Annotated in this window: 12 protein-coding genes; 5 read left to right on the top strand and 7 right to left on the bottom strand. The window is 74.4% G+C overall.

Annotated elements, in window-relative coordinates:
* Window positions 1-103 precede the first annotated feature (103 nt).
* The 3 genes from BUS84_RS23850 to BUS84_RS23860 are packed head-to-tail and all read left to right on the top strand — an operon-like array spanning window position 104 to window position 2,362.
* Window positions 104-769 carry a 5-oxoprolinase subunit B family protein gene (locus BUS84_RS23850; protein WP_074315739.1) on the top strand — a complete coding sequence of 222 codons (666 nt, stop codon included), beginning with the start codon at window positions 104-106 and terminating at the stop codon, window positions 767-769.
* Entirely contained in the window at window positions 766-1,629 is an 864-nt protein-coding gene (locus tag BUS84_RS23855; protein ID WP_074315741.1) for a 5-oxoprolinase subunit C family protein, read from the top strand. Before BUS84_RS23850 ends, BUS84_RS23855 begins: the two co-directional genes overlap by 4 nt.
* Window positions 1,613-2,362 carry a LamB/YcsF family protein gene (locus BUS84_RS23860; RefSeq protein ID WP_074315743.1) on the top strand — a complete coding sequence of 250 codons (750 nt, stop codon included), beginning with the start codon at window positions 1,613-1,615 and terminating at the stop codon, window positions 2,360-2,362. Before BUS84_RS23855 ends, BUS84_RS23860 begins: the two co-directional genes overlap by 17 nt.
* Window positions 2,363-2,416: 54 nt before the next feature.
* Here the strand turns inward: BUS84_RS23860 and BUS84_RS23865 are convergent, their stop codons facing one another.
* From BUS84_RS23865 to pdhA, 6 genes are all read right to left on the bottom strand, one after another.
* Window positions 2,417-4,249: an NHL domain-containing thioredoxin family protein gene (locus tag BUS84_RS23865; RefSeq protein ID WP_074315745.1), complete on the bottom strand. Its 1,833-nt coding sequence runs from the start codon at window positions 4,247-4,249 to the stop codon at window positions 2,417-2,419.
* 144 nt (window positions 4,250-4,393) lie between these two features.
* Window positions 4,394-7,180 (bottom strand): LppU/SCO3897 family protein, encoded by a 2,787-nt coding sequence (locus BUS84_RS40745; RefSeq protein ID WP_074315747.1) that lies wholly within the window; start codon window positions 7,178-7,180, stop codon window positions 4,394-4,396.
* 342 nt (window positions 7,181-7,522) lie between these two features.
* Complete coding sequence (locus tag BUS84_RS40750; protein ID WP_280175172.1) at window positions 7,523-7,654, bottom strand: hypothetical protein; 132 nt, start codon at window positions 7,652-7,654, stop codon at window positions 7,523-7,525.
* Between the two features lie 224 nt (window positions 7,655-7,878).
* Window positions 7,879-9,351 (bottom strand): dihydrolipoamide acetyltransferase family protein, encoded by a 1,473-nt coding sequence (locus tag BUS84_RS23875; protein WP_074315749.1) that lies wholly within the window; start codon window positions 9,349-9,351, stop codon window positions 7,879-7,881.
* A gap of 5 nt (window positions 9,352-9,356) precedes the next feature.
* Complete coding sequence (locus BUS84_RS23880) at window positions 9,357-10,346, bottom strand: alpha-ketoacid dehydrogenase subunit beta (RefSeq protein WP_074315751.1); 990 nt, start codon at window positions 10,344-10,346, stop codon at window positions 9,357-9,359.
* Complete coding sequence (gene pdhA / locus BUS84_RS23885) at window positions 10,346-11,521, bottom strand: pyruvate dehydrogenase (acetyl-transferring) E1 component subunit alpha (RefSeq protein ID WP_074315753.1); 1,176 nt, start codon at window positions 11,519-11,521, stop codon at window positions 10,346-10,348. The genes BUS84_RS23880 and pdhA overlap by 1 nt, the downstream gene beginning before the upstream one ends.
* Before the next feature lie 524 nt (window positions 11,522-12,045).
* Here pdhA and BUS84_RS37675 point away from each other — a divergent pair.
* Both BUS84_RS37675 and BUS84_RS23895 read left to right on the top strand, forming a co-directional pair.
* Window positions 12,046-12,879 (top strand): hypothetical protein, encoded by an 834-nt coding sequence (locus tag BUS84_RS37675; protein WP_143728495.1) that lies wholly within the window; start codon window positions 12,046-12,048, stop codon window positions 12,877-12,879.
* A 65-nt stretch (window positions 12,880-12,944) separates the two neighbouring features.
* Window positions 12,945-13,568, top strand: a complete 624-nt coding sequence (locus BUS84_RS23895) for a phosphatase PAP2 family protein (RefSeq protein WP_074315756.1) — start codon at window positions 12,945-12,947, stop codon at window positions 13,566-13,568.
* A 79-nt stretch (window positions 13,569-13,647) separates the two neighbouring features.
* Here BUS84_RS23895 and BUS84_RS23900 read toward each other — a convergent pair whose 3' ends face one another.
* Window positions 13,648-14,871, bottom strand: a complete 1,224-nt coding sequence (locus tag BUS84_RS23900; protein ID WP_074315758.1) for a hypothetical protein — start codon at window positions 14,869-14,871, stop codon at window positions 13,648-13,650.
* Window positions 14,872-14,877 lie beyond the last annotated feature (6 nt).

Below are 14,877 nucleotides of genomic sequence, written 5' to 3' on the forward strand. Positions count from 1 at the left end.
TCAGGTTACGGCACCGTAGGTTACTTGCAAGTAGTCGCGCCGGTGACGCCCGGCACCGTCGCCGCGCACCCCCCGCAGACACGACATCGGCGAAGATGAGCGGATGCGGATCCGACCCGTCGGGGCGCACGCCCTGCTGCTCGACTGCTCCGCGCCCGCGGACGTGGCCCAGGCCGCCCTCGTCGACGCGTGGCGGGCCGAGCTGTGGCGCCGCCGCGAGCGGGGCGAGCTGACCGCAGTCGAGATCGTGCCGGCCGCCAGCACCGTCCTGCTCGACGGCCTGCCCGACCCGGCCGCCACAGCCGACCTGCTGCGCCGTTGGGCACCGACGGTCGCCGCTTCCAGCAGCCACGCCGAAGGCGCGGCGGACCGGATGGGCGAACGGGAATCTGGCGAGGTCATCGTCCCGGTCGACTTCGACGGGCCCGACCTGCCGGCGGTCGCCCAGCACTGGGAGGTCGACGTGCCCGCCGTACTGCGCCGGTTGACCGGCACCCGGTTCCGGGTCGCCTTCTGCGGCTTCGCCCCCGGGTTCCCCTACCTGACCGGGCTGCCCGCCGAGCTGGCGCTGCCCCGGCTGGCCACCCCACGCCCCCGCGTGCCGGCCGGCTCGGTCGCCCTGGCCGGCCCGTACGCCGGCATCTACCCGAGCGCGTCCCCCGGCGGCTGGCTGCTGGTCGGCCGGACCGAGCTGGTTCTCTTCGACGTACACGCCGACCCGCCGGCACGGCTCGGCCCGGGCACCCGGGTCCGGTTGGCGGCGGCGTGACCCGTCCCGCCGAAATCGAGGTGCTCCGCGCCGGCGCGCTCACCACCGTGCAGGACCTGGGCCGGCCCGGCTGGGCACACCTTGGCGTACCCCGGTCCGGGGCCCTCGACCCGGCCGCCCTGCGGCTGGCCAACCGGCTGGTCGGCAACCCGGAACAGGCCGCCGGCCTGGAGATCACCCTGACCGGCTGCGTGCTGCGGCTGACCCGGGCCACCACCGTGGCGATCACCGGAGCCGACGTGCCGATCCGTGCCGGCGACCGCCCCGGCGACACCGGACGCCCGCTCACCGTGCCGGCCGGCACGGTGCTGCGGATCGGCCCGGCGCATCGGGGCGTACGGAGCTGGCTGGCCGTGGCCGGCGGGATCGACGTGCCGGCCGTGCTCGGAAGCCGGGCCACCGACACCCTCTCTGGGCTCGGCCCGTCCCCGCTGCGGGACAATGACCGGCTGCCGCTGGGCGAGCCGTTCGACGAGCCCGCGCCGGTGGACGTGACCGTCGGCCCCGCACCCCCGGCCGAGCTGCACCTGATCCTGCGCCCCGGCCCCCGCGACGACTGGTTCACCCCGACCGCGTTCGACCGGCTGCTCGGCACCCCGTACACCATCAGCCCGGTCAGCAACCGGGTCGGCGCGCGGCTCGCCGGCGCGCCGCTGCCCCGCGCGGTCGCCGGCGAACTGCCCACCGAGGGCCTCGTGCTCGGCGGGGTGCAGGTGCCGGCGGACGGCCAACCCCTCATCTTCCTCGCCGACCACCCCACCACCGGCGGATACCCCGTCATCGGGGTGGTCAGCGACGTGACCCCGCTCGCGCAGGCCCGGCCAGGTACTACCGTCAGATTCCATGGACCTCAACGCTGACCTGGGCGAGGGATTCGGCATCTGGCGACTCGGCGACGACGAGGCACTGCTGGGCCTGGTCACCTCCGCCAACGTCGCCTGCGGCTTCCACGGCGGCGACCCGTCCACCATGCGGCGGGTCTGCGAGGGCGCCGCGCGGCGCGGGGTGGCGGTGGGCGCGCAGGTCGGCTACCGGGACCTGGCCGGCTTCGGCCGGCGGCACATCGCGTACGACTTCGCCGAGCTACGCGACGAGGTGACCTACCAGCTCGGGGCGCTCAGCGCGTTCTGCCAGCTGTTCAATACCCGGGTCCGCTACCTCAAGCCGCACGGGGCGCTCTACCACGCGGCCGCCACCGACGAGTCCCAGGCGGCGGCGGTGGTTGCCGCGGTGACCGGTTACAGCCCCGAGCTGCCCGTGCTCTGCATGCCCGGCTCGACGCTCGCCCAGCTCGCCGTCGGCGCCGGCCTGCCGGTGGTCGCCGAGGCCTTCGCCGACCGTGGCTACCTGCCCAACGGGGTGTTGGTGCCCCGCGGCACCCCCGGCGCGCTGATCACCGACCCGGACGCGGTGGCCACCCGGGCGGTACGGATCGCCACCGAACGGACCGTGGTGGCGGTGGACGGCACGGTCATCCCCTGCCCGGCGGACTCGATCTGCGTGCACGGCGACACACACAACGCGGTTTCCGCCACGGAGCTGGTCCGCGCCAGCCTCATCGACGCCGGCGTCCCACTAGCCCCGTTCGCGTGAAAGGAAGGGCCCCTTCTTATCAGATTTTGTCGTACAAGGGGCCCTTCCTGACAGCTAGGCGTCGAGGCCGCGCAGCACCAACGGGAGCCGGGTCGCGGCGCCGTCGACCACGCGGACCGGGACGCCCCAGTCCTGGCGGGTCAGGTGGCAGGCCGCGTGCTCGACGTCCGCGTCGCAGGTCGCCGCCTGGGCGGTCACCTGGAGCACCCCATCGGTGACCTCGCCGTTGAGCACCAGCCGGCGGGACAGCTCGGTGCCCGTGCCGGCACCCTCCATCAGCAGCTCGGGCGGGGACGCGGAGACCACCAGCCGGGTCGACGGCCCGTACGTCTCGTCCAGCTTCTGCCCCGGCGCGGGGGTGAAGACGACGTCGAGGGTGACCTCACCGGCCGCGACGTCGGTGGGCTTCCGCTCGGTGCGGTGCCGGGGGCCATCCACCGTGCTGGCGCCGGCGGCCGACAGCGAACCCGGGGCCAACCGGGTCAGCCGGTGCGCGGCGGACTCCACGACCAGCACCTCGCCGGCCGGGGTGAGCACCAGGTCGCTCGGCTCGGCCAGCCCGTCGACGACCGTGGACACCTGACCGGTCGACGGGTCGAAGCGGCGCACCGCGCCGTTGTAGGTGTCCGCGATCAGCACCGAGTCGTCCGGCAGCGCGCAGACGCCCAGCGGGTGCTGGAGCAGCGCCGACTCCGCCGGCCCGTCCACGTGACCGAAGTCGAACAGGCCCTGCCCGACGGCGGTGCCCAGCACGCCGTTCTCGACGTACCGGACCGCGCTGGTCTCGCTGTCGGCGATCCAGAGCCGGGTGCCGTCGGCGGAGACGGAGAGCCCGGACGGCTGCGCCATCCACGCCTCGGCGAGCGGGCCGTCGCGCAGCGCCTCGACCGTGGTGCCGGCGTACATGCCGGCGGTCCGCTTGATCGGATCGAACCACCAGAGCTGGTGGATGCCGGCCATCGCGATGATCAGCTTGTCGTCGTACCAGGCCAGGTCCCACGGTGAGGAGAAATCCACGGCGAGCGCGTCGTGGGCGTGGTCGTCGACCGAGGCGCGCCACTGCCGGCCGCTGCCGGCCACCGTGACCACCTCGCCGGACGCCAGGCGTACGCCGCGCAGCAGGTGGTTGACCGTGTCGGCGACCACCAGGTCGTAGCCGGCCACCTCGGCGACGTGCTGCGGCAGCACGCAGAGTCCCTGCGGCTCGGAGAAGGACGCCGCGCCGGCCGGTCCGTCGGCCCGGCCCCGCTCACCCGAGCCGATCCGGCGCACCGGCGTCTCGCCGTCCGGGGCCAGCTCGACCAGGGAGTGCCGGGCCGAGTCGGAGACCAGCAGGTTGCCGTCCGCCAGCAGCACCGCCTTGCCGGGGAAACGCAGCGTGGTTTCCGGTGCCGGCGGCGGGACGTACGGGCCGTCGCCCCGGTGCAGGGTGCCCTTGGCCTCGTGAGTGGCGATCAGCTCGTCGATCAACCGGGCCAGCCCTTCGGCGTGCCCCTCGCCCGCCATGGTGGCGACCACGTAACCCTCCGGGTCGATCACCGACAGGGTCGGCCAGGCCCGGGCCGCGTACTGCTGCCACATGTCCAGCTCGGGATCGTCGAGCACGGGGTGGTGCACCCCGTACCGCTCCACGGCGGCGGCCAGCGCGTCGGCGTCCTTCTCATGCTCGAACTTCGGCGAGTGCACGCCGATCACGACGAGCACATCGCCGTACTTCTCCTCCAGCGGGCGCAGCTCGTCGAGCACGTGCAGGCAGTTGATGCAGCAGAAGGTCCAGAAATCGGCGATAACGATCTTGCCGCGCAGGTCGGCGAGCTTGAGATCGCGTCCACCGGTGTTCAGCCAGCCCCGACCGCGCAGCTCGGGGGCCCGTACTCGTGCGCTCATGTCCCCATCGTGCCTGATCACCGGCCCGCCGCCAGCCGGAGGGGGCGAGCCACCGAGATCCGGGCGAGCGTACGCACCCACTCCGGCCTGGTGGGACGACGAGGGCGGGGCCACGGTCGTCCGTGGCCCCGCCGTCGGTTCGCGCTACTTGGTGGCCGGCTTGAGGCAGAGCACCCGGTTGGTGCCGTCGCCGGGCAGCACCACGTGCGGCTGGGCCGGGTCGGCGCACTTGTCCTTCGCATCCACCTTGGAAACGATGGTGAACGCGCCCTCCTCGCCACAGTCCACCGCCGAGGCGCCCTGGCCGGACTGCTTCACGCAGGTGCCGACCGCCGGGTCGAAGGCCGGCGTGTCGTCCCCGCCGAACTTGCCCAGCAGCATCAGCAGGCCGAGCGGCACCGCCAGGATCAGCACGGCGGCGATCAGCACCGCCGCCAGCACCCGGCCGTTGCGCACCTTCGGCACCGGTGGCTCCGCCTTCGGCTGGTCGGCGTCCGGCTTGAACGCGTCGAACCGGCCCTGGTCCGACTCGGTGGCTCCCTGGCCCCACGCCGGCTGCTGGGGCGCCGGCGGGAAGGCCGGCGGGAAGCCGCCGCCCCGTGCCGGCTCGGTGGCCGGTCCGCCGCCGAAGCCCGGGCCGCCGAAGCCCGGCGTGCCGTTCACTCCGGCGGTGCCGGCGGCCGGGGATCCGGGGGCGCCGAACCGGTCGGCCGGGCGCTCGGCGCCGGCCTGCGGCCGGACCCCGTTCACCGGCCGGTTGCTGCCCGGCGTGTCGACGAACGACGGCACACCCGGCGGAAACGCCGGCGGCGGGGACGCCGCGTCACCGAACCCGTTCGGCGCCGCCGGCCGGTCCCGGTCGTCGAAGTGCGGCTCGGCCGGGGACTCGCCGCCCCATCCGGGGGCAGCCTGGCGGTCCGGGCCGTTCGACCAGTCGGGTGCGGCCTGCCGGTCGGGGCCGTTCTGCCAGTCCGGTGCGCTCTGGCGGTCCGGGCCGTTCTGCCAGTCGGGTGCGGCCTGGCGGTCCGGGCCGTTCTGCCAGTCGGGTGCGGCCTGGCGGTCCGGGCTGTTCGACCAGTCGGGTGCGGCCTGCCGGTCGGGGCCGTTCTGCCAGTCCGGTGGGCTCTGGCGCTCGGGACCCGGGTCAGCCTGGAACGCCTCCGGCGCCGCCTGCTCCGGCTCGTTCTCCGGCTCGGGGCGGGACGGACGGCCGTACACCCGGGGCTGCGGCGCGGGTGCGCCGGCCGGTCGTACGGCCTGGTCGGTTGGAGGCATCACCCGGCTGGCCAACGGCACCGAGGCGCTCGCCGACGCCCGGCCTGCCGCGCCGGCCGCCGACTCGGCCTCCGGCGACGGTACGACCGCGCGGCCCGCTCCGGCCTCCGGAGAGGTACGCGGGGAGGGCACCGCCGCGCCGGCCGCCGGAGCCTCCTCGGCCCGGCCCCAACCGGCCGGCTCCGCCTCGTACTGCGCGGCGGCGTCCGGGGTCTCCCGCTCGGCGTACGCCGGCTGCTCAGGGGCGTACTGGGCCGGCGGCACGTAGTTGGCCGGCGGGGCGGCAGCCAGGCTGGCGCCCGGCACGCGCTGCTCCTGCGGAGGCAGTGGCACCGCGTTGGCGGGCGAGATGCCCGGCGCGGGAGCGGGCTGGTAGACCGGAGACTCGTCGCCCCGGCCCGCCTCCCAGTCACCGCGGGACTGGGCGGCTTCCGCCTCGGCGCGGCCCCACACCTCGCCGGGCGCCCACGGCTGGGCTTCCGGCACGCCGGCGCTGCCCTGGGCGGCGTTGTCGGGGGCGGCGGCCCAGGCGGGCGTCCCGTCGTTGCTCGGCACGCTGGCGCTGGCGCGGGCCGGGGTGCTGGTCGCCTCCGGGGTCCATTCCGCCGGTTCCGGGCGCTCGGCCGGCTGGTCCTGCGGAGAGAGCACCCAGTCCGGCTGCTGCGGGCGGCCCTCTGCGCTACCCCAGGCGGCGGGTTGAGCGGCCTCGTCCTGCTGCACGTCGGTGCCGTCGGCCCACCCGCCGGGCTGTGCCTGCTGCTGCTGTGCGGCCCAGCCGCCGGAGCGGGCCGGGTCGTCCTGGCCGGGCCAGTTCGGCGCCTGCGCCTGCGCTGGCACCTGCGCCGCGCCGCGGACCGCGGCCGGCTCGGCCTGGCCCCAACCGGGTGCCGGCTGCTCGGTCGGCTCGGCGGCCTGACCCCAGGTCTGGGGGGACTGCTCGGCCGGCGTCCACACCGGCTGGTCGTCCTGCTGACCGGAACCGCTGCCGGGCCAGCTGGCGGCCTGCGCCGACTCGGACTGCTGCGACTCGGCGCCGCGCCAGTCGCCGGCGGGCGGGTTGGCCTGCGCTGCCGCGCCCCAACCGCCGGAGCGGGCGGGGTCGTCCTGCTGGGCGTCCGCGTTCCAGCCGCCGGAGCGGGCCGGGTCGTCCTGGGCTGGCCAGGCGGCGGTGGCGGGCGGCACCTGCGCGGCACCCCGCGCAGCCGGCTGGGCCTGCACCCAGTCGGGCTGCTCGGCGGCTGCGGGGGCCCACCCGGGTGCGCCCTGCTCGGCTGGCGTCCAGCTCTGCTGCTGGGCGGGCCACGGGGCGGGTTGCGTGTGGTCGGGTGCGCCACCGCCACCAGCGCCGGCCCAGGTGCCGGGCTGCTGCGGCGGCTCGTTCGCGCCACCGCCGGTGGCCCAGGCGGGCTGTGCCGGCTCAGTGGGCTGCGGCACGGCGGCGGCACCCCAGGCGGGGTTCGGCTGCTGCTCGGACTGGGCGGCCCAGGCCGGGGCCGCCGGGTTCGGCGGCGGGGGTGCCCAGCCCAGGTCGGGGCCGGGGGCGTTGTAGCCGTTGTCCGGCTGCGCCGGGCGGTCGCCGTACGGCGCCGGTCCGCCGGCGCCCGGTGACACCTCGTCCGGCTCCTGGCCGGGGCGGTGCGGGCCCTCGGACGTCATCGGTGCGCCTCCTCCATCACATGTCGGCCGCCGGTGCCGATCGGTCTCCTCGGCATGGCTGCCGGCGTCACCGGCGTACGGCCGTGCCGGCTCCCCGCACCGTATCCGGTGGCCACACGGGGCGTCCAAGGAGCACCGGCCGTCACTCCGCGTTGCCGGTCGGTGTCGAGCAGCTTCTATCGGCTCGGCCGGTGCCGGGCCGGCGGGCGGCGACCGAAGCCCACCGTACCGGGCGCTGCGGCACGGCGGAATCCCGGTGCCGCGAGGTGGGGAAACGCCGATGGCCCGCCCGTGGGCCGGGCGGGCCATCGATCTGGAGGAGGTGAGGAATGTCGTGGAGCGTCAGCCCATGTGACGCTGGGCGATGATGAGGAGTTCCTCGCGGACGGCCGGCGAGTTCGCCGAGCGCAGCGCGTGCTCGATGGCACGGGCGCGGCGGGTGGCGTCGCGGTGGTTGCGGATTCGCTCGATCATGCTCATTTGGTGGGTCCCCCTGGCTATTCGGTTGTTGGCCCCTGATGCATCTATTCAACCGCAGAACCCGGTCAACTTCCATCGATTATTAGGTGAGCTGAGACACCTGCCTAACAATCGAAGGTCAGAGGGCCTACGCGCCGACGGTTTCGTCGCCCAACAGACACGGCCGGTGTGCCGGGCGTTAACCCGTGGCACACCGGCCGTGGCTGGCGTTCGGACGGTCAGGTCCAGGCGAGCAGCGCCGCCTCCGGATCGGCGAGGAAGTCGCCGATGTCGCGCAGGAACTTCGAGCCCAGCTCACCGTCGATGATCCGGTGGTCGAAGCTCAACCCCAGCGTGGTGACCTGACGAGCCTTGACCTTGCCCTTGTGCACCCAGGGCATCTCCCGCACCGCGCCGAAGGCCAGGATCGCCGACTCACCCGGCGGCAGGATCGGCGTCCCGGTGTCCACCCCGAACACCCCCACGTTGGTGATGGTCAGGGTGCCGCCGGACATGTCCGCCGGCGAGGTCCGGCCGGACTTCGCCGTCTGCACCAGGTCGTTCAGCGCGTCCGCCAGCTCGCGTAGCGAGAGCCGGCCGGCGTCCTTGACGTTCGGCACGATGAGGCCGCGCTCGGTGGCCGCCGCGATGCCGAGGTTGACGTACTCCTTGACCACGATCTCGTCGCCGGCCCAGGTCGAGTTGACCATCGGGTGCCGCTTGACCGCCAGGAGCACGGCCTTCGCCACCAGCAGCAGCGGTGAGACGCGGACGTCGCGCCACTCCCGCCGGCCGCGCAGCCGGTCCAGCGCCTTCATCGCCCGGGTCACGTCGACGGTCAGGAACTCCGTCACGTGCGGGGCGGTGAACGCCGAGCGGGACATGTTCTCGGCGGTGAGCTTGCGGACCCCCTTGACCGGGATGCGCTGCTCGCGGTCCGCGCCGAAGCTGGCGGCGCTCGTCGCCGTCGACGTCGCCGCGATCGGCTCGGCGGCCGTCACGGCCCCGTTCGCCGCCTGCTGCACGTCCTCCCGGGTGATCGAGCCCAGCGGACCCGAACCGGTCAGCGCGCTCAGGTCGACCCCGAGGTCCTTGGCGAGCTTGCGTACCGGCGGCTTGGCCAGCACCAGCCGGCCGGTCGCCGCAGCGACCGGCGTCGACACGGCCACCGGCTGCGGCGCCGGCGCGACCGGCGCCGGAGCTGGCGTCGGCGCGGCCGTGGGCGTCGCTGCGGCCTGCGCCGGGACGGCACCCTTGCGCGGCCGGCGCTTCGCGGCGGTGGTACGCGGGCCGTAGCCGACCAGCACCGCGGTCCGCCCACCCGGGGCGGGGCCGCCGATCAGACCGGGCTCGACCATGCCCTCGGCCGGTGCCACCTCGACGGCGGCCAACGAGGCCGCCGAGGGGGTGGGCAGGTCACCGCCGGGCGTGGCCGTGGTCGACGGCGTGTCCAGCGGGCCGGCGCCCGGGTCGGTGTCGATCGCGATGATCGGCGTACCGACCTCGACCGTGGTGCCCTCCGGGTGGAAGATCGCCTGGACCTGGCCGGCCCACTTCGCCGGGATCTCGACGGCCGCCTTCGCCGTCTCCACCTCGACGATCGGCTGGTTCAGCTCGATGGTGTCGCCGACCTTGACCAGCCAGGACAGGATCTCGCCCTCGGTCAACCCCTCGCCCAGGTCGGGCAGGTTGAACTCCTTGATCCGGGACATGCCGCTCACCAGCCGAAGGTGCGGTCGACGGCGTCGAGCACCCGGTCGAGGTCGGGCAGGTACTCCTCCTCCACCCGGGCGGCCGGGTAGGGGGTGTCGAAGCCGGTCACGCGCAGCACCGGCGACTCCAGGGAGTAGAAGCACTCCTCGGTGATCCGCGCGGCGAGCTCGGCGCCGAGGCCGATGTTGGACGGCGCCTCGTGCACCACCACCGCGCGGCCGGTGCGCTTCACCGACTCGTAGGCCGCGGCCATGTCCAGCGGGGAGAGCGAGCGCAGGTCGATGACCTCCAGCTCCCGGCCGTCCTCGGCGGCGGCGGTCGCCGCCTCCAGGCACGTCCGGACCATCGGCCCGTACGCCAGCACGGTCACGTCGGTGCCGGGCCGGACCACTCGGGCCGAGTGCAGCGGGTACGCGTCGGACAGCGGCGCGTCCAGGTCGACCTGCCCCTTCTCCCAGTAGCGCCGCTTGGGCTCCAGGAAGACGATCGGGTCGTCCGAGGCGATGGCCTGCTGAATCATCACGTACGCGTCCTGCGGGTTGGCGCAGGACACCACCTTCAGGCCGGCGGTGTGCGCGAAGTACGCCTCCGGCGACTCCGAGTGGTGCTCGACAGCGCCGATGCCGCCACCGAACGGGATCCGGATCACCATCGGGATGCTGAGCTTGCCGCGTGAGCGGTAGTGCATCTTCGCCACCTGCGACACGATCTGGTCGTACGCGGGGTAGACGAAGCCGTCGAACTGGATCTCGCAGACCGGCCGGAAGCCGCGGATGGCCAGGCCGACCGCGGTGCCGATGATGCCGGACTCGGCCAGCGGGGTGTCGATCACCCGCTGGTCGCCGAAGTCCTTCTGGAGCCCGTCGGTGATCCGGAACACGCCGCCGAGCTTGCCGACGTCCTCGCCCATGATGATGACCTTGGGGTCGTTCTCGAGGGCGCGGCGCAGACCGGTGTTGAGGGCCTTGCCGAGGGTGAGCGTCTCCGTGGCCATCAGTGGGCGCTCCCCTCGAACGACTCCATGTAGCGGCTGAACTGCGCGCGCTGCTCGTCGAGCAGCGGAGACCCGTTCGGGTAGACGTGGTCGAACATCGTCACCGGCTCGGGGTTGGGCATGGCGAGCACCCGCTCGCGCAGGTGCACCGACTCACGGCGGGCCTGCTCGTCGACCTCGGCGAAGAAGTCCGCGTCGGCGATCTGCTGCTTCTCCAGGAAGGCCTTGACCCGGGCGATCGGGTCCTTGGCCTGCCACGCCTCGACCTCGCTGGCGATCCGGTAGCGGGTCGGGTCGTCGGAGGTGGTGTGCGCGCCCATCCGGTAGGTGTACGCCTCGATCAGGCTCGGGCCCTGCCCGTGCCGCGCGTTGTCCAGCGCGGTGCGGGTGACCGCGTACGTGGCCAGCACGTCGTTGCCGTCCACCCGGATACCGGGGAAGCCGAAGCCGGCGGCCCGCTGGTAGAGCGGGATCCGGGTCTGCCGCTCCAGCGGCTCGGAGATCGCGTACTGGTTGTTCTGGCAGAAGAAGACCATCGGCGCGTTGAACACGCCGGCCCAGACGAACGCCTCGTTGACATCGCCCTGGCTGGTGGCACCGTCGCCGAAGTAGGCGATCACCGCTTCGCCGTCGTCGGTGCCGGTCTTGCCGTCCATGGTGATGCCCATGGCGTAGCCGGTCGCGTGCAGGGTCTGCGCCCCGATCACGATCGTGTACATGTTGAACTTGAACTCGTTCGGGTCCCAGCCGCCCTGGTCGACGCCACGGAACAGGCCGAGCGGCATGATCGGGTCGATGCCGCGGCAGTAGAGGACGCCGTGCTCCCGGTAGGTCGGGAAGGCCATGTCCTGGGTGCGCAGCGCCCGCCCGGAGCCGACCTGCGCCGCCTCCTGGCCGAGCAGGCTGGCCCAGATGCCCAGCTCGCCCTGACGCTGGAGCGCGGTCGCCTCGGCGTCCAGCTTGCGGACCAGCACGAGGTCGCGGTAGAGCCCGCGGTACTCCTCGTCGGTGAAGTCGACGCGATACTCGGTGCCGTCCGGCCCGGTGGCGCTCTCGATCCGCTCGCCTTCGGGGGTGAGCAGCTGCACCAGCTCGGGGTCGCCGGCTGCGCTCTTCCTGGAGCGGGGTGCCGCCCGCCTGCCGCGGGTGGTGCCCCCGGGGTCGCCCTTTGCCATCCGTCTCTCCCTGTCGTGTCTGCGTCGGCACCGGGGGGTCACCCGGCCGCGCAACTCGTGCGCCTGTCCGGCTGCTGCCGGACCGGTTCCTGGCGGCCGCGCCTAGCCCCGGTGGGGGTTGCCGCGCGGCGTGAGCCGGATTCTGGCCGAACCCGGTTCGGGAGCGCCGGCGCTCAGCCGCGCCTGCCGCCAGGGTGCGCGGAGGTCACGGCTGCGTTGCCGTCGTGCTCCATATTCGCAGAGCAGGTGAGCGCGCCCACAGTACGCCCGCCCCGCATTCCGACCGCCCCCTGTTTGAGGGCCTTTGTCGTCATCGTGCCTCACCACGCCCACCGGGCCTACCGGCGATGGTTCGTCACCGTTCGGGCCATCTCCGCGTGTCGACACGCAGTGGAGGTTGGCTGACGGACGGTGACTGGGCGAGGCTGTTTACCGCAGGATCGCGTCGATCGGGTGATTTGCCGGTGTTTCCAGCCGGTGACGTCCATCCGCGTCCTCCGACGGCTGACGACAAGGGGTGTGCGGTGTACGAGCCAGGTGACGGTCCCGGCACACCCGCGCTCGGCCGGCACCGGTCGGCCGGCGGCTACCGCCGGGTGGTCGGCGCGCACCGCGCTCCTGGCGCCGGCGGCCCGTCGCGGGGTTACCTGCTCACCGTCGCTCTGCTGGCCGGCACCGCGTCGATGCCCATCCTCGCGGCCATCAGCGCGGGCTCGGCCACCCCGGGCAGCACCGCGCTGCCGGACAGCAGCACCCCGTTCATCCCGACCCCGTCGGTCGGGCCGGTGGTGATCCCGGTGCCGGCGACCAGTCAGCCGGCGGTCCCGCCACCCGCCACGCCCAGCGTCGGTCCGGCCGCGACCGCCGGCTGGCTGCCCGCGGCTTCCCGACGTGACCAGGACCGGACGGACCCTGGCCGCGCCGGGGTAGATCCGGTGCCGGTCCGGGTGGTGCCCCCGCAGCCCCCGCCGAGGCCCACTCGGAGCACGCCCCCGGCCTCGCCTCCGCCCAGCCCGTCGCCGGTGCCCTCGCCGACCCGCCCGCCGGACCCGGACCCGAGCCCGACGCCGAGCCCGACGCCGAGCCCGACGCCGAGCCCGACGCCGAGCCCGACGGAGACTCCGCCGACGACGCCTACCGTGACCGACCCCCCGACCGCGAGCGCCGTGCCAACCAGCACCCTGTCCGAGCCGGCCACCACACCCACGCCACCCGCCGGCCCCGGTTCACCGCCCACTCGGCCCCGCCCGACCGTCGCGACATCACCGACCTTCCCGGCCGGCCGGCCGACCCTCACGGCCAGTCGATCGCCGCTGGCCCGACCGACGTACCCCACGGTGTCCCCGGCGGTACGGTGACGATCAGGCGCGACTGACCCGGTGCCGGCGGCGGTCGGCGCTAGGGGCGTACCGGAGGGGGTGGCGTGGGCGGCGGTGCGCAACTCCGCCCGGTCACCGCCCGACCGGGCCCGGGGTTGCGGGTCGCCCGGCTGGTCACCGAGCTGACCGCGCCCGCCGTGCTGGTGTCGCTGCTGATGGTCGCCGTGAGCTGGCACAGCTCCCGCAGTGCCGGGCACGGCCTGGTGTGGGGCCTGCTCGCCACGCTCTTCGTCACCGGCATCCCGTTCGCCTACATCGTCGGCGGAGTACGCCGTGGTCGGCTCACGGACCACCACATCGGCCGTCGGGAGCAGCGCCGGGTGCCGTTGCTGGTCGGCCTCGGCTCGGTCGCCGCCGGGCTGGCCCTGCTCGCCGTGCTCGGCGCACCCCGTCCGTTGCTGGCACTGGCGGTGGCCGGGCTGGTCGGGCTGGTGGTCGCCGTGTCGGTGAGCCACTGGTGGAAGATGTCGATCCACTCGGCGGTGGCTGCCGGCACGCTGATCATTCTGGTGCTGACCTTCGGGACCCACCTGCTCGTCGCCGCGCCCCTGCTGGGCGTGGTCGGCTGGTCCCGGGTGCGGCTACGGGACCACACCGTTCCGCAGGTGCTGGCCGGGGGCGTGCTCGGCGCGCTGATCGCCGGCGTGGTCTTCGGTCTGCTGCGCTGACCGGGCCGCTGTGCCGGCCGGGCCCGCTGCGCTGACCGGGCCCGGGCGGGCGGCGAGGTGCCGCCCGCCCGGGATGCCGTCAGGCGCCGTCGTCGGCGAGACGGTGCCGGTTCGCCTCGATCCAGGCGTCCAGTGCGGCCGGGTCGTCCGGGTCGACCCCATCGGCCATCAGCTGCGCCACCGCTGCGGTGGCGGGACTGCGCCGCTCACCGGTCGAGTAGAGGCGGGCGAACTCCGGCACCATCTCCTCGATCGCCTCGTCGGTGCGCGTCGCGGCCGTCTCGGGCAGCCCACGCTGGCGCGACGCGTACCGGGCCCAGGCGCGCAGCACGCGGGGCAGCATCGCCGCGTCGTCCATGTCCAGCACGGCCCGGCGGTGCACCCAGTCGAGCAGGAAGAGCCCGGCCACGGCGGGGCTCCACCGCATCGGGTCGGCGTCCGGGAAGGTCGCCGAATGGTCCAGAACCAGGCTCAGGCAGAAGTGCAGCGAGGCCAGCTCCGGGCCGTCGACGGCGTCCAGCCCGAAACGGGCGGCCTCCGGCGCGGCCAGGAACCGCCGGACCAGCTCGGTGCGCTCGGCGGCGGAGAGTGGCTCGACCTCCGCGGGGCTGGTCGGGTCGGCGGCGGTGGGCAGCAACGCCAGCCGGGCGCCGACCAGCGCCCGGTCGGTGGCGAGCGAACCCTCGCCGGGCAGTTCGCCCAGGTCGTCCGTGACGGCGAGGTGGCGGGCCACCTCGCCGCGCAGCTGGGCAGGGTCCTCGGTACGGAACCAGGTCAGCTCGTCGTCCGCGCACATCTGCCGGACCTGGTCCAGGATCCGTTCCGCCGGCCCACCGACGAAGATGTCCTTGGTGATTCCGATGTTGTGGTCGACCAGGGCCACCAGCGCGTGCTCGGGGCCGCCGGCCGCGTCGTCGTAGGCGAAGGTGGCGAGGTAGGAGGTCTGGTCGCCGTACACGTCGCCGTACGCCCAGCTGCCGGTGAGGTGCACCCGGCCGAGCTGGCCGGTCCAGGCCGGCGCCTGGCTGCCCGGGCGCACCCGTTCGGTGCCCTCGGCGTTGGGGATGAGTGCGGCGAAGACCTGCCGGATGGTGGTCGCCGCCGCGATCCGGCGGCGGGCGGTGGCGGCGAGGAACCCGGTGACGAACTCCCGTACGGCGGCGTCGCGGTCGGTCTCCGCGATCGCGTAGACGCTGCCCAGGAGGGCGCTGCCGAGCATTTCGGCGTCCAGCGCCGACTCCAGCTTGGTCACGTCGCGTGCGGCGTGCAGCACCGCGTCGTAAGGGGTCTGAGGCGTGGCCATGCTCCG

The organism is Micromonospora cremea (assembly GCF_900143515.1).
GTDB classification, from domain to species: Bacteria; Actinomycetota; Actinomycetes; order Mycobacteriales; family Micromonosporaceae; genus Micromonospora; species Micromonospora cremea.

What these genes read in the sequence shown, in the direction of transcription:
- BUS84_RS40750 (WP_280175172.1), bottom strand. Translation starts at nt 7,654, where the DNA reads ATGATCGAGCGAATCCGCAACCACCGCGACGCCACCCGCCGCGCCCGT.
- BUS84_RS23860 (WP_074315743.1), top strand. Translation starts at nt 1,613, where the DNA reads ATGGACCTCAACGCTGACCTGGGCGAGGGATTCGGCATCTGGCGACTC.
- BUS84_RS23850 (WP_074315739.1), top strand. Translation starts at nt 104, where the DNA reads ATGCGGATCCGACCCGTCGGGGCGCACGCCCTGCTGCTCGACTGCTCC.
- BUS84_RS23865 (WP_074315745.1), bottom strand. Translation starts at nt 4,249, where the DNA reads ATGAGCGCACGAGTACGGGCCCCCGAGCTGCGCGGTCGGGGCTGGCTG.
- BUS84_RS23900 (WP_074315758.1), bottom strand. Translation starts at nt 14,871, where the DNA reads ATGGCCACGCCTCAGACCCCTTACGACGCGGTGCTGCACGCCGCACGC.
- BUS84_RS40745 (WP_074315747.1), bottom strand. Translation starts at nt 7,180, where the DNA reads ATGACGTCCGAGGGCCCGCACCGCCCCGGCCAGGAGCCGGACGAGGTG.
- BUS84_RS23880 (WP_074315751.1), bottom strand. Translation starts at nt 10,346, where the DNA reads ATGGCCACGGAGACGCTCACCCTCGGCAAGGCCCTCAACACCGGTCTG.
- BUS84_RS23875 (WP_074315749.1), bottom strand. Translation starts at nt 9,351, where the DNA reads ATGTCCCGGATCAAGGAGTTCAACCTGCCCGACCTGGGCGAGGGGTTG.
- pdhA (WP_074315753.1), bottom strand. Translation starts at nt 11,521, where the DNA reads ATGGCAAAGGGCGACCCCGGGGGCACCACCCGCGGCAGGCGGGCGGCA.